The organism is Streptomyces sp. NBC_01428 (genome assembly GCF_036231965.1).
GTDB lineage: Bacteria > Actinomycetota > Actinomycetes > Streptomycetales > Streptomycetaceae > Streptomyces.
In genome coordinates this window covers 8,738,425-8,755,958 of sequence record NZ_CP109499.1, presented here as the reverse complement: position 1 = coordinate 8,755,958, position 17,534 = coordinate 8,738,425, and the positions used below count along the sequence as shown (strand labels likewise).

At 69.7% G+C, this 17,534-nt stretch carries 7 protein-coding genes and 1 pseudogene; 5 read left to right on the top strand and 3 right to left on the bottom strand.

Going from position 1 to position 17,534, the window contains the following annotated elements; translation table 11 throughout:
• Positions 1 to 111 precede the first annotated feature (111 nt).
• Positions 112 to 2,331: a transketolase gene (gene tkt, locus OG406_RS38120; protein WP_329190346.1), complete on the top strand. Its 2,220-nt coding sequence runs from the start codon at positions 112 to 114 to the stop codon at positions 2,329 to 2,331.
• Positions 2,332 to 2,456: 125 nt separating this feature from the next.
• Here tkt and OG406_RS38115 read toward each other — a convergent pair whose 3' ends face one another.
• Both OG406_RS38115 and OG406_RS38110 read right to left on the bottom strand, forming a co-directional pair.
• Positions 2,457 to 3,548, bottom strand: coding sequence for a barstar family protein (locus OG406_RS38115; protein WP_267051984.1), 1,092 nt, complete (start codon positions 3,546 to 3,548; stop codon positions 2,457 to 2,459).
• 127 nt (positions 3,549 to 3,675) lie between these two features.
• A complete protein-coding gene (locus tag OG406_RS38110) occupies positions 3,676 to 5,502 on the bottom strand; it encodes an RICIN domain-containing protein (RefSeq protein WP_329190343.1) in 1,827 nt (608 codons plus the stop codon).
• A 308-nt stretch (positions 5,503 to 5,810) separates the two neighbouring features.
• Between OG406_RS38110 and OG406_RS38105 the strand changes: the two genes are divergently transcribed.
• Together OG406_RS38105 and OG406_RS38100 are read left to right on the top strand one after the other, a co-directional pair.
• Entirely contained in the window at positions 5,811 to 7,079 is a 1,269-nt protein-coding gene (locus OG406_RS38105) for an ROK family transcriptional regulator (protein WP_327410792.1), read from the top strand.
• Between the two features lie 305 nt (positions 7,080 to 7,384).
• The gene (locus tag OG406_RS38100) at positions 7,385 to 7,966 is read left to right on the top strand and encodes a mismatch-specific DNA-glycosylase (protein ID WP_327410791.1); all 582 of its coding nucleotides are present in this window, start codon (positions 7,385 to 7,387) and stop codon (positions 7,964 to 7,966) included.
• Positions 7,967 to 8,218: 252 nt separating this feature from the next.
• Here the strand turns inward: OG406_RS38100 and OG406_RS38095 are convergent, their stop codons facing one another.
• A complete protein-coding gene (locus OG406_RS38095) occupies positions 8,219 to 9,442 on the bottom strand; it encodes an RNA-guided endonuclease InsQ/TnpB family protein (RefSeq protein WP_329190340.1) in 1,224 nt (407 codons plus the stop codon).
• Positions 9,443 to 9,518: 76 nt separating this feature from the next.
• Here OG406_RS38095 and tnpA point away from each other — a divergent pair.
• Both tnpA and OG406_RS38085 read left to right on the top strand, forming a co-directional pair.
• Positions 9,519 to 9,746, top strand: a pseudogene (tnpA, locus tag OG406_RS38090) (IS200/IS605 family transposase); the annotation flags it as partial.
• Positions 9,747 to 10,646: 900 nt separating this feature from the next.
• Positions 10,647 to 17,534 carry a glycoside hydrolase domain-containing protein gene (locus OG406_RS38085; RefSeq protein ID WP_329190338.1) on the top strand — a complete coding sequence of 2,296 codons (6,888 nt, stop codon included), beginning with the start codon at positions 10,647 to 10,649 and terminating at the stop codon, positions 17,532 to 17,534.

The window sequence follows — 17,534 nt, the reverse complement described above, 5'->3', positions numbered from 1 at the left end:
AGAGCCCGGCCACCAGGCGAGTGCATTTTGAGCGACACCGGCACCCGGCGGGCATCCCTGTACAGATCGGCCCGCGGGATCCGTCCGTACCGACGACGAAGGAGCAACAGCATGGCAAGCGAGCAGTCCGGCACGACCCATCGGCACGGCAGGTCCGTGGCGAGCCCAGTGGCTGAGCGTGCGGGATGGGACGACGTCGACGTGCGGGCGGTGGACACCGTGCGGCTGCTGGCGGCCGACGCGGTACAGAAGGTCGGCAACGGCCACCCCGGTACGGCCATGAGCCTGGCCCCGCTGGCGTACCTGCTGTTCCAGAACGTGATGCGTCATGATCCGAGCGATGACCAGTGGCTGGGGCGGGACCGCTTCGTCCTGTCCTGCGGGCACTCCAGCCTGACCCTCTACATCCAGCTCTACCTCGCCGGCTACGGACTGGAGCTGTCCGACCTGGAGGCGTACCGCACCTGGGACTCGGCCACTCCCGGCCATCCCGAGTACCGGCACACCCGGGGAGTGGAGATCACCACCGGACCGCTGGGGCAGGGGCTGGCGAGCGCCGTGGGGATGGCGATGGGTGCGCGCCGCGAGCGCGGCCTGCTGGACCCGGACGCGGAGCCGGGCAGCAGCCCCTTCGACCACCACGTCTACGTCATCGCTTCCGACGGCGACATGATGGAAGGGATCACGAGCGAGGCCTCCTCGCTCGCGGGACACCAGCAGCTCGGCAACCTGACGGTGTTCTACGACTCCAACCACATCTCGATCGAGGACGACACGGACATCGCCTTCAGCGAGGACGTCCCGGCCCGCTACGCCGCCTACGGCTGGCACGTGCAGACCGTCGACTGGACCGTCACGGGCGAGTACGTCGAGGACGTCGACGCGCTCCTGGCAGCCGTTCTTGCCGCTCGGGAGGAGACGGACCGGCCCTCGCTGATCATGCTGCGCACCCTGATCGGCTGGCCCGCCCCCACGAAGCAGAACACGGGCAAGGCCCACGGATCGGCGCTGGGGGACGAGGAGGTCGCCGGGACGAAGGAGCTGCTCGGGTTCGATCCCGGGCAGGACTTCACCGTCGAACCCGAGGTTCTGGAGCGGACCCGTCAGGTCTCCGAACGCGCCTCCGGGACGCGCGCCGCGTGGGACGAGCAGTTCGCGGCCTGGCGGGCGGCGAACCCCGACCGGGCGAAGCTGCTGGAGCGTCTGCAGGCGCAGCGCCTGCCCGACGGCTGGACCGATGCCCTGCCCGTCTTCCCGGCCGACGAGAAGGGCATGGCCACCCGAGCCGCCTCCGGTGAGGTTCTCAGCGCGCTGGCACCCGTCCTGCCCGAACTGTGGGGCGGCTCGGCCGACTTGGCGGGCAGCAACAACACGACCATGGACGGGGAGCCGTCCTTCGTCCCGGCCAACCGGCAGACCAAGGACTTCAAGGGCGGTCCCTACGGGCGCACCCTGCACTTCGGTATCCGGGAACACGCCATGGGGGCGATCCTCAACGGCATCGCCCTGCAGAGCCTCACCCGCCCCTACGGCGGCACCTTCCTGACCTTCTCGGACTACATGCGCCCCGCCGTGCGCCTGGCCGCGCTGATGAAGCTCCCCGCCACGTACGTGTGGACGCACGACTCCATCGGCCTCGGCGAGGACGGCCCGACCCATCAGCCTGTCGAACACCTCGCCGCGCTGCGGGCCGTCCCGGGCCTGGACGTGGTGCGCCCCGGTGACGCCAACGAGACCGCCGCGTGCTGGGCCGCCATCCTCGAACACAAGGACCGCCCCGCCGCACTGGTCCTGACCCGGCAGAACGTGCCCGTACTGGACCGCGGCGACGGTGCCTACGCGGCGTCGGGTGAGGCCGCCCGGGGTGCGTACGTACTCACCGACGGGGCCGACGGCGGCTCGGAGCCGGACGTCATCCTCATCGCCACGGGGTCCGAAGTGCACATCGCCCTGGAGGCCCGCGAACTGCTGGCGGCCGACGGCCTGGCGGTGCGGGTCGTCTCGATGCCCTGCCAGGAGTGGTTCGCCGCCCAGCCCGTGGCCTACCAGGACGAGGTCCTGCCTCCTTCCGTACGAGCCCGGGTCAGCGTGGAGGCGGCGGTGGGCCAGGGCTGGCGCGAGGTGGTGGGCGACGCCGGACGCATCGTGAGTCTGGAGCACTACGGCGCGTCCGCGGACTACCAGCGCCTGTACTCCGAGTTCGGCATCACCCCCGAGGCGATCGCCGCCGCGGCCCGCGACAGCATCCAGGACGCCGACGGCACCCCCCGCCCCGGCGGCTACCGCCAGACCTACGCCCCGAAGAACGGCGGCACGGGCGACCGCCCCTGACACACCGTTCACGACCCATGAAGAAGGAGTGGGCTCGCGTGCTGTTCAGCTCGACCCTGATCCGCGCGTGAGCCCCCCTCCGTGAGCCCTTGGACAGCAGGGGCCACGAAGTAGCGAGGCTCCACTCAGAGGATGACGCGCATCCCGCCCTCGGCGAGTACGTCCAGGAACGCGGCGACCAGATCGTACGTCTCGCCCTCCGGTGTGACGACGCAAGAGAGATGCTCGCGCGCGACGGCGGAGTCCCGCCAGAGGAGGGTGGAGGGGGCGGTGTAACCGAAGGTGCCGCCGAGACAGTCGTCGAGTGCGTCGAGGTTCCCGCCGAAATAGCCGCCGGGCCCGCTGATGGCCTCCCCGAGTGCCAGGTACAGGCCTGGCTCATCGGTGACATGTCGGCCGTCCAGTTCGTAGACGTGTCCAGCCGCCCGGTCCTGGCACTTGAGCCGACAACCCCGCTCGCGCACCAGGTCGAGCCACGCGCCCCGCCGCCGGGTGTCGAGCCCGGTCCAGACGCCCGCGACGTCCGGCGGCCCGGAGAGCCACTGCTCCCAGACCGGTCGGGCGTAACCCGGTACGGGATCGACTTCTCCACCGAGTTCCAGATCGATAAGGTCCGTCCCGTGGGAGGACGGGCTCCACGCGCGGATCTTGGCGGACAGCATCCGATCGGTGAGCAGTTCGCCCCGACCATCCCGTATCTCCAGCTCGGCCTCCCCCAGGTCCAGCGAGCGGCGGGTGCCCGTGGCCAGTGCCTCTCGCAGCCTGAGACTTGGGGTGAGCCCCCGGAGGACGAGCGGGTGCGGTGCCCGCTCGGGCGGCAGAATCCGGGTGAACTCCTCGCAGGATCCGAGCCATCGGCACTCGTTGTGCAGCCGCACCGGAGCCCTGTATCCCTCAGGCGGGCCGAGATACTCGTCCAGACCGGTGAGCACGTGACTGTCGGTTCCCGGGTGTCGGCCAAGACTCTCCACGTCCTCCAGCATCCAGGCATCCAGCGTCCCGTCTGCCGGCACCAACCACACACACGCACCGACCCAGCCCTCTGCAAGGGGCCCGTCCGAAGTCCAGCCGAAGAGTTCATAGGTCGCCCGAGGCGGGTCACGGAACAGCCCCTCCACCTCGCCGCAGACGCCCCAGACATGGTCGCTCCCGGTGTCCACCAGTGCGTACCGCCCCAGCCTCCGATGGTCAGTGTTCTCAGGCACAGCACGCATCATGCCTGGACGAGAAGGCGGCCGTGAAACCCTTTACCGCCCGGGACGGGTGAACGGCTTCCGCGTGCCGAGCTCCGTGGACGTCCGGGCGCCATGTGGCTGTCGAACGCCCACGGCCGCGTCGGAACAGTCACTGTCCGCGGAACACCTTGTACGGGGCCAGAGTGAGCGTCTGCTCGGCCGCGGTGCGGCCCCCGCCGACCGGGCCTTCCTTGGTGTCCGTCCATGCCCTCGTCGGGGTGGTCTCCGCGGGCCTGGTCGGATTGCCGGACAGCCCTAGGACGAGTCCGCTGTAGCGGTTGACCAGGCGGTACGTGCCGGTTGCCGCGCCCCTCGTGGTCGTGGACGGGACGACGAACCACTGCTGCCCGACCGTGGGGCCGCCCGCCGGCGCGGCGGTCACCGTGGGCTTGGCTCCCCACGCTCGGCCGGCGTCGCTGGTGGCGTCGACGCCGAGGAGCCCGCCGGTGGAGGCGTTGGCGATGCGGTACGAGCCGTCGCCGTTGGAGGTGAACTTCCACCGGCTCGACGGCGAACTGCCGCCCCCGGCAAGGGAGGTGGTCGCCGCGCCGCCGCGCACCTGGGCGAGGAGCCGCCCGGTCCCGCTCGCGATGGTGCAGGTCTTCCCTGAGGCGACGGGAGCGGCGGGGACGCTGGTGTCGACGACCGTCTCGTAGTACTCGCCGTCGGTGCCGTTGGAGCACTGGAACGAGCAGTAACTGCGGAACTTCTTGCCGACGATGGTCGACCCGGTCCGGTTCACCGAGTCGAGCATCCAGCGGTACCAGGAGCCGGTCCGGTAGCCGCCGGTGTCGCCGAGCAGGCGCCACTTCTGGGTGGCGAGGTTGTCGGTCGCGTAGAAGCGCTGCGGCTCGGAGGAGTCCTGCACGACGGCTTCGGGCTGTCCGATGTAGAGGCCCAGATGGGCGTCGTACGCGATGTTCATCGTCAGCAGGTCGGACTTGGCGGGCAGTGTGCCGGCCTTCTGCTGTTCGGCGACGCTGCCGGCGTTACGCGGGTCGTAGTCGTGCCCGACGGCCGTGTAGCCGGTGGGGTGTTCGGCGTCGACGGGCTCCATGTTGCTCTCCAGGCCGCCGAGTCCGGGCTGCGACCAGGCGCCGTCGTACCACTTCTTCCACGAGCCGGGCGCCATCTTCGCGGACATCGGGGCGCGTGCCACGTGGGCGCGGCTGCCGTCGGTCCAGCCTCCGGGGACGCCGCCCTTCGGTATCGCGCGGGAGTTGTAGTAGACGTAGAAGTAACCGGAGGCGGTGTCCACGAACAGGCGGGGGTCACCGTCGCCGTAGTCGTAGGTCTCGTGCGGAAACGCCGCGTCGTCACCTCTGCTGGTGCTGTACGGCGAGGTGAGCACATGACTCTTGAAGTGCCACGTCCGGCCCTGGTCCTTCGAAACGGTGTAGTCGATCGCGTCGTAGTGGAGGCCGTCGCCGAAGGGGCTCGGGGTGAACTCGTTGTGGACGAGGCCGTACCAGTCGCCGCTGTCGGGATCGACCCACACGCCCATCAGGTCGCAGTAGTTCTTCTGCGCGTAGCTCGACGTGTCCGGGGCGTACGTGGACTCGCGGCCGGTGGGGCTGTTGTTGCAGCGCCAGGTGGTGTCGTCGTTGCGATCGCGCGGGTCGGCGGGATTCACGGCGTCGCTCAGCGCCGCGTCACGGGTGGCCGCGTCGAAGTTCGCGCCGGAGTAGAAGGTCCACTCGCGAGGGTCGTCCGCGCCGTACAAGGCGTGGGCCGACTGGTAGTGGAACGAACCGTCCTTGTCGATGTAGGTCGCGGCCGGGCTGTCGTCGGGGTGGGTCCACGCGCCCTTCGCGCCGACGGAGACCGTGAAGGTGGGGGCTTCGGCGGATGCCGGCCGGGTGGTGAAGCCGCCGAGCAGCATCGCGCCGGCGGCGGCCAGCGCGCAGACGGCCTTGGTTCCTGGACGAGCTGGCACAACTGCTCCTCTCATGCCTGAACACGCCGTGTCGACGCGCCTGTTCAGGAGGGGGTGAGACGTCCGGGGGCGGGCGCCGGCGCAGCAGGCCGGGGCCGTCGGACCGTGGGGGTTCGCAGGGCGTTCGTGGAGCCGGTTGATTTAGTTCGACTAGAATCCGAACTAATAGAGAAGCTGTCAAGGACTACGGTGGACCGGGCACGCGAGGATCTCCCCTCAACCCGGTTGCCGGCCGGAGCACTTGTCAGCACGGGAACGACAGCCCACGCACCGTTCGCGGGCCAGGGAGGGACATCGGTGAGCCGCAAGTGACCGAACTCGACATGGTGCGGCCGCACGCCGCCCTCCCGGACGCCACCGGCCCCCGGGACCGCGCGTCCATCCGCCGCACGAACCTCGGGGCGGTGATGGGCCTGCTGCGCGACAGCGGTCCGCGCTCCCGCGCGCAGATAGCGACCGACACCGGCCTGCCCAAACCGACGGTCACCAGCCTCGTCGCCGAACTCGTCGCCCTGCGCCTGGTCCGCGAGGGCCCCGCGCGGCGGGAAGGAGCCGTGGGGCGCCCCGGCACCCTGGTGGAGCTGGACGGTGGCGCCATCTGCGGCGTCGGCGTGGAGATCAGCACCGGCTACGTCCACATCCTCGCCCTGACCCTCGACGGGACACAGGTCTACGAGGACCGGATCTCGCTCGCGGTGAGGGACGAAGGCCCGGACGCGACGCTGGACTTGACGTCCGGTCACCTCGCCGACTGCCTCGCCGCCCTCGACCGCGAGGGCAGGCGCCCGGTCGGACTCACACTCGCCCTGCCCGGCGTCATCGACATGGCGACAGCCACGGTCACCTACGCCCCTGGGATCGGCTGGCGCGACGTGGCCGTCGCCGACGCCCTGCGGACACGCCTCGAGCGGGCCGTCCCGGGGACGCTCCCGCCGATCGCCGTGGACAACGACGCCAAGCTGGCCGCTCTCGCCGAGTACGCGCAGGTCCGCGGCTCCGGTGTGCACGACATGCTGTGCATCACCGGGGAGCGGGGCATCGGGGCCGGCATCGTCAACGACGGCCGACTGCTCCGCGGCGCCGCCGGATTCGCCGGCGAGGTCGGCCACATGCCCCTCGACCCGCAGCGCAACCCCTGCGTCTGTGGTCGCTACGGCTGCTGGCAGACCATGGTCGGCCTGGACGCCATCCTTCGGCTCGCCGCACCCGGCAACGACCCGATCCATGACCCTGACGTCGAACTCGCCACCCGACTGGGTGACTTGCGCCGCCGGGCCGAGGCCGACGATCCACGCACCGTCAGCGCACTGGACCGGGTGGCACATGACCTCGGCCTCGGCCTCGCGCTGCTGGCCGATGTCCTCAATCCCCGACTCGTGATCCTGGGCGGCTACTTCACCCACATCGGTGACCTGTTCCTGGACACCATCCGCGAGAGCGTCCAGGCCCGGGTGATGGCCCCGCAGGCGGGCGGCTGCGAAGTACGCCTTTCCACCCTGGGGTTCACGGCAGCGGCACGCGGCGGGGCCCAGCTCGCACTCGAAGCGGTCTACCGGCGGCCCGCCCTGTCGTCGTAGCACGGAGCGGGGTGGCGAGCCCGGAGACAGCTGTGAACGCCGGCGGACGCTCGGCCTCGGTCACGCCTGGTGCCGGCGGGTGTCGGCGCCCTCGCCCCGATCGCGCCGACGCGCGGGGTCACGCGTGTCGGCACCGGCTGCATGGCACCCTTCCATCAGAGTTCCCGTACGGGCCACGTCGCGCGCACGGTCACATCACCCCGGACGCGCGACAGCCGTCGCATGAGGGAAGGTCTGTGGATGAAACACGGTGACGCTGACAGGCTTCGCGGCTCGACATGCCGGGTGACGAGGAGGTGGAGGTGATGGGGTTCAGCCGTGCCGAGCTGGAGAGTTTCCGAGGCGGGTCGCTGCCCGACCTCCTCGGTCCTCGTACGCGACTGCTGTTCGTGGGTGTCAACCCCGGATTGTCGGCCGTGGCCCTGCAGGCGCCCTTCCCCAGCCGTACCAACCGCTTCTACCCGGCCTTGTACAGGGCGGGCATCACCGACCGGCTGATCGACGCCTCCTCGGGGTTCGTGCCCGGCGACCGGGAATACCTCGTCGAGCGGGGCGTCGGGATCACCGCCCTTGTCCCGAAGGCCACCGCGCGAGCGGACGAACTGGCCGCGGCGGAACTGGTCGCGGGAGCAGAGGCCCTGACCGAGACGATCGAACGCGTCGAACCGCACGTGGTCGCCGTTCTCGGGATCACCGCGTTCCGCGTCGCGTTCGCGATGCCCAAGGCTCGCGTCGGCCGCCAGCCGGACCTGTTCGCCGGCGCACAGCTGTGGGTCGTGCCCAACCCGAGTGGCCTCAACGCCCACTCCTCGCTCGCGGACCTGGCCGTCGCCTACCGCGAGGCCGCTGTCGCCGCCGGAATCGAGCTCGCGCCGACGGCACCGTAGGGCACGCGTCAGCAGCGCGGAAGCGGATTCGTCTCGTCGATGACGTCACTGTCCTTCACGAAGCCCCAGCCGCCGTGGCCGAGGTGAGGAGTGTCGGCGAGCGTGTAGATCCAGCGGTTGGGATGGGGACCGCCGCCGCCGATCGGATCGCCCTCGTACCGGCAGGTGAACCAGTTGGTGTCGGAGTTGAGTTGACTTGCTCCTTGGGCTGAAGCCCGAGGATTCTGGCCTTCTCGACTTGTTGCTGTGCCGCTACGCGGCACGGGCTTGGGTCGGGAGTCCGTGGCTTCCTGTTTCTTCGCGCTGTGCCGGGATTGCTCCTGGTCTTACCGGTGCTCCGCAGGCTGATACCGCCAGTCCGGCGGCCGTCTTCACGTTGATAGCGGCATTGATGTCCCGGTCGTGGACCGTGCCGCACGCGGAACACGTCCACTCCCGGACATGCAAGGGTTTGGGTCCGTCCTTGACGCCGCAGGTCGAGCAGGTCTGGGAGGTCGGCGTGAACCGGTCGATCGTGACCAGGGTGCGACCATACCGGGCCGCTTTGTACTTCAGCATGCTGATGAACGATGCCCATCCGGCGTCGTGCACACTCTTGGCCAGTCTGGTGCGGGCCAGTCCCGCCACCGACAAGTCCTCCACGGCGATCCCTTGGTTCTCGGAGATCAGCCTCGTGGAGAGCTGGTGGTGGAATTCACGGCGGGCGTCAGCAACTGTGGCGTGGGCGCGGGCGACCTTCAGGCGGGCCCTGTCCCGGTTCTTCGAACCCTTCTGCTTGCGGGACAGTTCCCGCTGGGTCTTCTTCAGCTTCTTCTCCGCGCGCCGCAAAAAGCGCGGGGAGTCGATTTTCGTGCCGTCGGAGAGGACCGCGAAGTGGGTGAGGCCGAGGTCGATGCCGATGGTGCGGTCGGTTTCAGGCATCCGGGTCGCGTCGACAGCGGGGTCGGTGTCGATGACGAAGGAGGCGAAGTACCGCCCGGCCGCGTCCTTGATCACGGTGACGGAGGACGGCGTGGTGGGCAGCGTGCGGGACCACTTCACTTTCACCGCACCGACTTTCGGCAGGCTCAGGCGCCCGTTGTCGGTGATGTTCCAGCGGGCGTTGGCGGTGAACCGGATCGACTGCCGGGCGTCTTTGCGGGACTTGAATCGGGGCGGGCCGATCTTGGGGCCTTTGCGATCACCCTTGAGAGAGGCGAAATAGTTGCGGTGGGCGGTCTCGACGTCCCGCAGCGACTGCTGAAGCACCACCGCGGACACCTCACCCAGCCAGGACCGCTCCACCGTCCGCTTCGCCTCGGTAATCAACCTCCTGGACAACTCCCCGGCCGTCGGAAACGGCTGCTCGGCCTTCCGCGCGCCTTCTCGGGCGCGGACCGCATCGTTGAACACGACACGGGCACACCCGAACGCCCTCGCCAACGCCCTCTGTTGGCCGGGGTCCGGGTACAACCGGAAGGAGTACCGGAGCTGCATGACCATCACGCTACACACTTGGGCTATAGCCGATAGACGGAATATCGGAAAGGGTAGGCACTGCGTTTTCGTGATGCACGTCCACCTGCTGGTGAACTTCCCGCCCAAGGTCGCCGTGACCAAACTGGTCAACTCCCTCAAGGGCGTCTCCTCCCGCCGCCTTCGCCTAGAGTTCCCCGACCTGCCACGCCACTACTGCAGGGCCAACAAGCTGTGGTCCGGCTCCTACTTCGCCGGAACCGTCGGCGGCGCCCCGCTCAGCATGGTCAGGCAGTACATCGAACAGCAAAACCGGCCGGTGTGAGCACCGCCCGGCTCCGCCGGGACCAGCCCTCGCGACGCTCCGCACCCCAGGCAAGGGACTTGCGGTATCCGGCTCCGCCGGACCTGAATCCGCGACGCTCCGCGTCGCCACCATCAGATTCGCTTCACCACCGGCCTGAAGGCCGATGCACTGCGAATGGATTCCGGTAGCCGACGGTCTGCCCGCCCACTGGACGCGGATCCCCGGCTTGTTCTCGCACCACCAGTGGCCGTTGAGCGCGTCACCCTCGCAGGTGGACACCGCGGCGTTTCCCGACGGCCGAGCGACCGCCGCGCTTGTCAAGGTGCTGACCAGAAGGAACGCGCAGGCTACGGAGCCCGCGAGACGGCCGCCCCGCGGCAGGGTCTTCATCATGAGCACATCCCGGAAGTCGGTGGCCTTGAGTGCTCCCAACCTCACGGGCCCGGGGTTGAGATGCCATCAATTCCATCAGCGTCGAACAGTCGGGCAGCGACGGTTCGGCCCGCCGCCCTCAAACCTGAACGGACCCACCACGAGCGCGCGGTCGGCGCCCGGGCAGCCTCTGACCACTCCCCCCGTCGCAACAGCCCCGCACAGCATCCGGCCCGTCCGCTCTGTTCGAGCAGTGTTCGCGCGCTGTACGTTTTCTCCGTGTGTCATGGCGGACGGTCGTGAACGCGACGGGGTGCAATCCGATGTTCGGCTGCAATCCTGGGTGCTCACTTCCGTTCTCACTCTGGGTTGCACGCCCGGTGACCCGGACTGACAACGTTGTCTATCGCGGGATCCAACGGTGCGTGCGTATAGCGACGCTGGAGAAGTCACGTGCCGATAAGATCCCATCCCCCCTTCCCCCGGGTGATCCTCGCGAGAACGGGCCGGCGGCCTCGCCGGCCGTTGCGCGCGACCGTCGCCGTGTTGCTCAGCGGAGCTCTCGGCGTCGCCGCGTTGGCGGGTGGCGGAACGGCCGCGGCAGCGCCCGCCGCGGCCTCCTCCTCGGGGGCCGGCGGGACGGACTACACCAGGCTCGTCGACCCGTTCGTGTCGACCGCCGGTGACGACGGCAACGACCTGCCGGGCGCGCAGGCACCGCACGGTCTGGCCAAGGTCAACCCGCTGACCACGCCGGACCGCAACCACACCGGGTACGACCACGACGAGGACCACATCGCCGGGTTCACCGCGACGAACCTCGACGGGGTCGGCGGCTCGGGAGGCGGTGGCGACCTGCTCGTCGTACCGACCTCCGTGCGCTACGACAAGCGGCCCGCGCCGAGCACGTACGCCCACGCCTACAGCCACGACGACGAGACGGCGACACCCGGCTCCTACCAGGTGGGCCTCGGCGCCGTCACCGGTACCGGGTCGTCGGTGCAACAGGACTCCGGCACCATCAAGGCCGAGATGACCGCGACGACGCGCACGGCGCTCGAACGGTACAGCTTCCCCGCCGGGTCGGAGCCCGAACTCGTCCTGGACCTCGCGAACAACTTCACCAGCCGCACCCGTTCGACGATGAAGGCGACGAAGCTCCCCGACGGGACCACCTCGATCTCCGGGCTCGTCGCCGGATCGTTCAACGGCGCCTCGTACCAGCTGTATTACAACGCCACCACCAACGTCCCCGTGACCTCCCTGAAGAGCTGGGGCAGCGACGGCAGGCTGGGCGACGCGACGGTGCAGGACGGGTCCGACACCGGCGCCGTCCTCGGGTTCGACACGTCCAACGGCGACGACGTCGAGCTGCGCATCACGCTGTCGCCGATCAGCGCCGAACAGGCCGCGACCGACCAGCGGAACGAGGTGGGCCACCTCACCTTCGACCAGGCCCGCGCTCGGACGAAGGCGGAGTGGAACACAGCCCTCGGCGCCGTCGACGTGCGCTCCTCGGCGAAGTCCGACCCCGGGTCGACGCTCACCAAGGAGTTCTACACGCACCTGTACCGCATGTACGCGCTGCCGGTGAACGCCACCAGCACCAGCGGGACGTACCGCGGCGCCGACGGGGCGGTGCACACGGCGAACGGCTTCACGTACTACGACGGTTGGTCCACCTGGGACGACTTCCGCAAGTACTCCGTCGAGGCGTACATCGACCCGTCCACCTACCGCGACATGGTGCAGTCGCTGATCGAGCTGTTCGCCGACGCGCGCGCCTCGGGCAAGAGCCTCGGCAGCCTCACCCACTCGGTGCCGACCGTGCGCTGGGAGCGCTCGGCGGTACTGGTCGCCGACGCCCTGTCGAAGGGCTACAAGAACTTCGACCGCCTCGACGAGGCGTACCCGGCGCTGCTGTCGTATTCGGGGTACTACACGGGGGCGCAGCTGCGGCAGGGATACGTCACCGGCGATCCCGGTACGACGGTCCAACGCGGCTACGACCAGTGGGCGTTGTCCGTCATCGCCGGTGCGCTCGGCAAGGAGGACGACGCGAAGAAGCTGCGCGCCCAGTCGACGATGGCGATCGACAACCTCGTGAAGTCGGGCGCCTGGACCGCGGCCGACGGCACGAAGGTCGGTCTGCTCACCCCGCGTGCCGCGGGAGGCGACTGGCAGGCCGCCGACTACGAGAAGTTCGAGGCGGCAGGCCTCTACCAGGGCACGCTCTGGCAGTACCACTGGTACGACGCCTACGACATGGGCGGGCTCATCAAGGCCATGGGCGGCGAGAAGGCCGGCAAGGCGGCGGTCAAGCACATGTTCGGTGAGGACTCCGGTGCCGACGACGGCTCGACGATGCTGCACTCCAACGCCAACGAGATCGACCTGCAGGCCCCGTACCTCTTCAACTACGTCGGTGAGCCCGGCCTGACGCAGAAGTGGGTGCGCGCCATCTACACCGGCACGACCTGGAACCGCTACATCGCGACGGGTTCCACGAACGAAGCCCCCAGTTCCGGCGGCCAGTTCACACCGCCGGTCAAGACCCAGGTCTACAAGCTGTCCCCGAACGGCTTCCTGCCGACCATGGACAACGACGCGGGCACCATGTCGACGATGTTCGTCGGCGCCGCGCTGGGTCTGTTCCCGGTGACCGCTGGTTCCAGCCAGTTCCAGATCGGCAGCCCGTTCTTCGACTCCACGACGATCACCTACGCCAACGGCAAGCGGTTCACGGTGAAGGCCGACGGGGTGTCTCCGAGCACCTACTACGTGCAGAACGCGACCCTGAACGGCAAGCGGTTCGACAACACGTGGCTCGACTACTCCCAGATCATCTCCGGCGGAACCCTGGACTTCACCATGGGCTCCAAGCCGTCCCAGTGGGGCGCCCGCACGGAGCCGGCCTACTCGCTGAACACCGACACGGGTGACAGCGGTACGGGGACCGGCAGGGGCGACACCGTCGTCTCCGCCCGGCCCGCCACGGTCTCCACCACCGCGGACGGGGCCGTCGACGGCAGCATGAAACTCACGCTCTCCGGGCCGGCGTCGTTCGTCGCCCGCAACGGAACCAGCCTGACCAGGACGGGGGCGGCGACCGTGACCGGCCTGCCGGGCGGTGTCACGGCGGACCTGCGGGTCACCGGCTCACACACGGCGACCCTCTCGCTCGACGGCACCACGCAGGTCGACGCGCGCTTCGGCATCACCTTCCAGGACGCGGCCTTCGCGCACGGCGTGCATGCCTCGACGGTGCACGGCACCGGGATATCCCCCACCGACCCGCTCGTCGTCTCCGCGGCCGCGGTGCAGCGCAAGGCCCTCGGTGCACTCGTCGACCAGGCGTCGCTGGTGCGCAGCGGCAACTACGCCGAAGGCTCCTGGACCTTGTTCCGTGCGGCACTCGACCGCGCACGGACCGTTCTCGCGGACAGCACGTCCGCGACGGGCACCATCATGGCCGCGGACGACGCGCTGCAGTCCGCCGTCGACGCCCTCACCATCGACGAGGGCGGCTACGCCGTCCTGCAGGCCGAATCGCCCGACGAGAAGGAAGGCCCCAGCCTCACGAGCGAGAAGAACAACTCGGACGGCAACCTCGGCGGCGTGACCGAGGGAGCGTGGGAGCGCTACACCAAGCTGGACTTCGGCGGCGTCCGCCCCCGCAGCATCTCGGTCCGCTACGCCAACTCGCAGGCGACGAACGCGAAGCCGAGCAGCGTCGACATCCACGCCGGTGCGGCCGACGGTCCCGTCGTCGCCACCGTCCAGCTCCCGGGGACCGGCGGCTGGCAGTACTACTCCACCGTGCAGGCGGCCGTCTCCGACCCGGACGCCCTGCTCGCCGCGTCGAGTGCGACCTTCGTCTTCCACGCCCCCTCCGGCCAGCAGTGGGTGTCGAACTTCGACTGGTACCAGTTCTCGCCGTACGAGGTCTCCTCGTCGCAGACGACCACGCTCGCCACACTGACCGCGGTGAACAGCACCACGACGGGCGGTGGCGCCCCCCCGCTCAACCTCTCGAACGGCATCTTCGAGAACGTGACGAACGGCGCGTGGGCCGAGTGGAAGGACACCGACCTCCGCGACGGCGCCGACACCGTCACCGTTCGCTATGACAAGCCCCAGTCGCGCGCCGCGTCGGACTCGCACATCGAGCTGCACCTCGGCTCGAAGGACGGAACGAAGAGCGTCGAGATCCCCCTCGACTACAGCGGGTCGGGCTGGGGAACCATCGCGACCACCAGCGTGCACCTCGACCCGAGCGTCTTCAGCGGCGTCCAGGACGTGTACGCCGGCTTCGTCTCCAGCACACAGTCGGCGTCCCAGCCGTACGTGGGCAACGTCTACGCGCTGAGCCTGACCCAGGACTCCGCCGCTCCCGTGGGCTTCGACGCCACCGCCTTCCACTCGAACAGCGGCGGCGGGCTCAAGAGCGAGCCGGTCGGCTGGACCGGTTCGGGTTCCACCACCGATCTCGGCGGCACCTACGACGGAGCGTGGCTCGGCTACGGGAACATCGATTTCGGCACCTCCCCCAAGAACGCCGTCACGATCACCTACGCGAACAACTCCGCCCGATGCGGCACCGGTTCGGCCGTGCAGCTCTATCTGGACTCCTTCGACTCGGCCGACCCCGGAACGCCGGACGCGATCGTGCCGCTGCCGGTCACGGGAGCCGCGTGGTCGTCGGGAGGGACCACAAGTCTGCCGCTGCCCAAGGCGATCACAGGCACACACGCCGTCTTCCTGCGGCTGACGACGAACCCCGACTCCTCGCACCCCTACGTCGCGAACCTGGGCCGCGTCACCTTCAACCACGTCGACACACCCGCCGTCACGGACAGGTCCGGCCTGCGCAAGGCGATCGACCAGTACGCGGGCCTCTCCGGCGACGCGGCACGCTACGACACGATCGACTTCGGGGTGTACCGGCGCGAACTCGCCGCCGCCCGCGCCCTCGTCGACGCCGACAGTGCGTCCCAACTCGAGGTCGACACCCGGACCCGCAGCCTCACCCTCGCCGCCAGGCAGCTGGTCCCCTTGCCGAGGCTGCGCCTGGAGGACCTGGTCACGACCGCCTCAGCCCTTCAGGACGCGCGCTACACGGACACCTCGTGGAAGGCCTTCACCACGGCACTCGCCGAGGCGAGGACCGCGGTCGGGAGCGACACGGTCTCGGACGAGACCCTCTCCGCTCGGTACGACACCCTCCACCGCGCCCTGTCCGGGCTCACCACCAGGCCCAGAACGGTGCCGGCCGCGCCTGACGCGGTGTCGGCGACGTCTTCCGGCACGAGCGTGACCGTCGCCTGGGCCCCGCCCGAGGACACGGGTGGCGCACCCGTCACCGGCTACCGGATCGCTCTGAACGACGGGCGCCAGGTCGAGGTCCACGATGCCGAAAGCCGCAGCACGACGTTCACTTGGCTGCGACCGGGTACGTACAGCGCGCGTGTCCGGGCGGTGAACGCCGTCGGCATCTCGTACCCGAGCACGCCCACGGCCCCCGTGGTGACCGGCGGCGGCAAGCCGCAGAGGCCGACCGTGACCGGTGTGGTCACCGGCGGCGAGCAGGTCCGCGTGACCTGGCAGCCGGCCGCCGACGGCGGGTTCCCGATCCTCGGCTACACCGTGGCCCTCGGGGACGGAACCACCGCGCACGTCTCCGCCACGACCCGCACGGCATTGCTCACCACCCCGGTAAAGGCGAGGGCGCACACGGCCATCGTCACGGCGGTCACGGCGGCCGGAACCTCCGACGACTCCACCACGACCCCGCAGCCGAGCACCCGGGCGGATGCCTCCGACCCGGCCTTCGTGTCGTCGCCCTTCCCGGACGAGACGCTCAACGCGGCCTACTCTTCCGACCATTGGCCGGGTACCGGCGACGGGACCGACTACTTCTCGCATCTGCTCAACGGCATCGAGGACCTCGGCCCGGACGTCCTCGGCGCCAACACCAAGGTGCCTCAAGGCAGTGCGCCGACCGCCGAGAACGACCGGATCGCCGTCCGCATCAACAACGCGGCGACACAGAAGGAGGTGGACCGCGCCGAGGTCGACGCGACCAACAGTTCCACCGTCACCATGGCCGACGGACTCGGCTCGCGGCTCGGCCGGATCTACAGCGACGCCCTGAGCGGCGGTCAACTGCCCAAGACCAGCGCGTTGTTCTCCCGTGTCACCAAGGGGCTCGACAAGGTCGACGCGGCGAAGAACCACTACGGCTACCAACGCCCGTACGTACGGCTCGGGTTCGTCGGCGACGGCGGCCGCATCTACGAGTCGCAGGACGGCTCGTACGGGAGTCTCGCCACCAGCGGCTCGTACCCCAGTGGCCACACCTACGGCGGCTACGAGGCCGGCACCGTCCTCGCCACGCTCCTTCCGGAGCTGGCGCCGTCGATCCTGGCGCGCACCTCGGAGTACGGGGACAACCGCATCGTCCTCGGGTTCCACTACCCGCTGGACGTCATGGGCGGCCGGATCTCCGGTCAGGCCACCGTGGCGCACCGTTGGGCGGACCCCGACTTCGCGAAGCTGCTGTTGCAGGCGCACACCGAGATGGAGAACGTACTGCTCGATCAGTGCGAGAAGGAGGGATACGGGGACACGCTCGCGGCCTGCCAGGGCGACGCGTACGCGGGGCTGAGCACGGCGCAGGACGTCGACCTGTACACGCGGCGCCTGACCTACGGGTTCTCCCAGGTGGGCAAGGCGGGGCAGGCCGTCGAGACGCCGTCGGACGCGGCGGCGCTGCTGATCACGGCGTTCCCGGATCTCACCACCGAGCAGCGCACGCAGATCCTGGAGCAGACCGCGACGGATTCCGGGTATCCGCTCGACCTCACGGCGGACGGCCGGGCGAGCTGGCAGCGGATCAACCTGGCGGCGGCGATGGCGGCGCGGGTCGTCGTGGGCGCCGACGGGTCGGTCACGGTGAAGAACTTCTCGGACGCCACCAAGGCCAGTGTCGCCGACGCGAAGGCGATCACTGTCGGAGGTGTCGCGATCGACGGGTTCGATCCGGACGGGTCCACGTACGTCGTCGACTGGCCGAAGCACGCGAGGATCCCGGCCGTCTCCGCCGTACCTGCCCAGGCCGGTGCCCGGGTCAAGGTCACCGACGGCGGTTCGGTCCTGTCCTCGACCGGCTCCCGGTTCACCACCCGCACCATCAAGGTCACCTCGGCGAACGGTTCGGTCACCCGGACCTACACGCTGGGATTCCGGCCCACGGACCGCGACGACCGACCGGTCGCGGCCGGCGGCACCGCCGATGACCGAACCGCCGGAGCGGCCACCCTGTGGGACCCCGCAGGCAGCGGGCCAGGCTCCCCCGGCGGCACCGGACTCTGGTCGCCGGCGACCGAGTGGGCACCGCCCATCAGGCCCTCCGGCACCAAGGGAGGGCAGTGA

Coding starts and splice junctions, on each gene's coding strand:
- tkt (WP_329190346.1), top strand. CDS start 112: ATGGCAAGCGAGCAGTCCGGCACGACCCATCGGCACGGCAGGTCCGTG.
- OG406_RS38115 (WP_267051984.1), bottom strand. CDS start 3,548: ATGATGCGTGCTGTGCCTGAGAACACTGACCATCGGAGGCTGGGGCGG.
- OG406_RS38100 (WP_327410791.1), top strand. CDS start 7,385: ATGGGGTTCAGCCGTGCCGAGCTGGAGAGTTTCCGAGGCGGGTCGCTG.
- OG406_RS38095 (WP_329190340.1), bottom strand. CDS start 9,442: ATGCAGCTCCGGTACTCCTTCCGGTTGTACCCGGACCCCGGCCAACAG.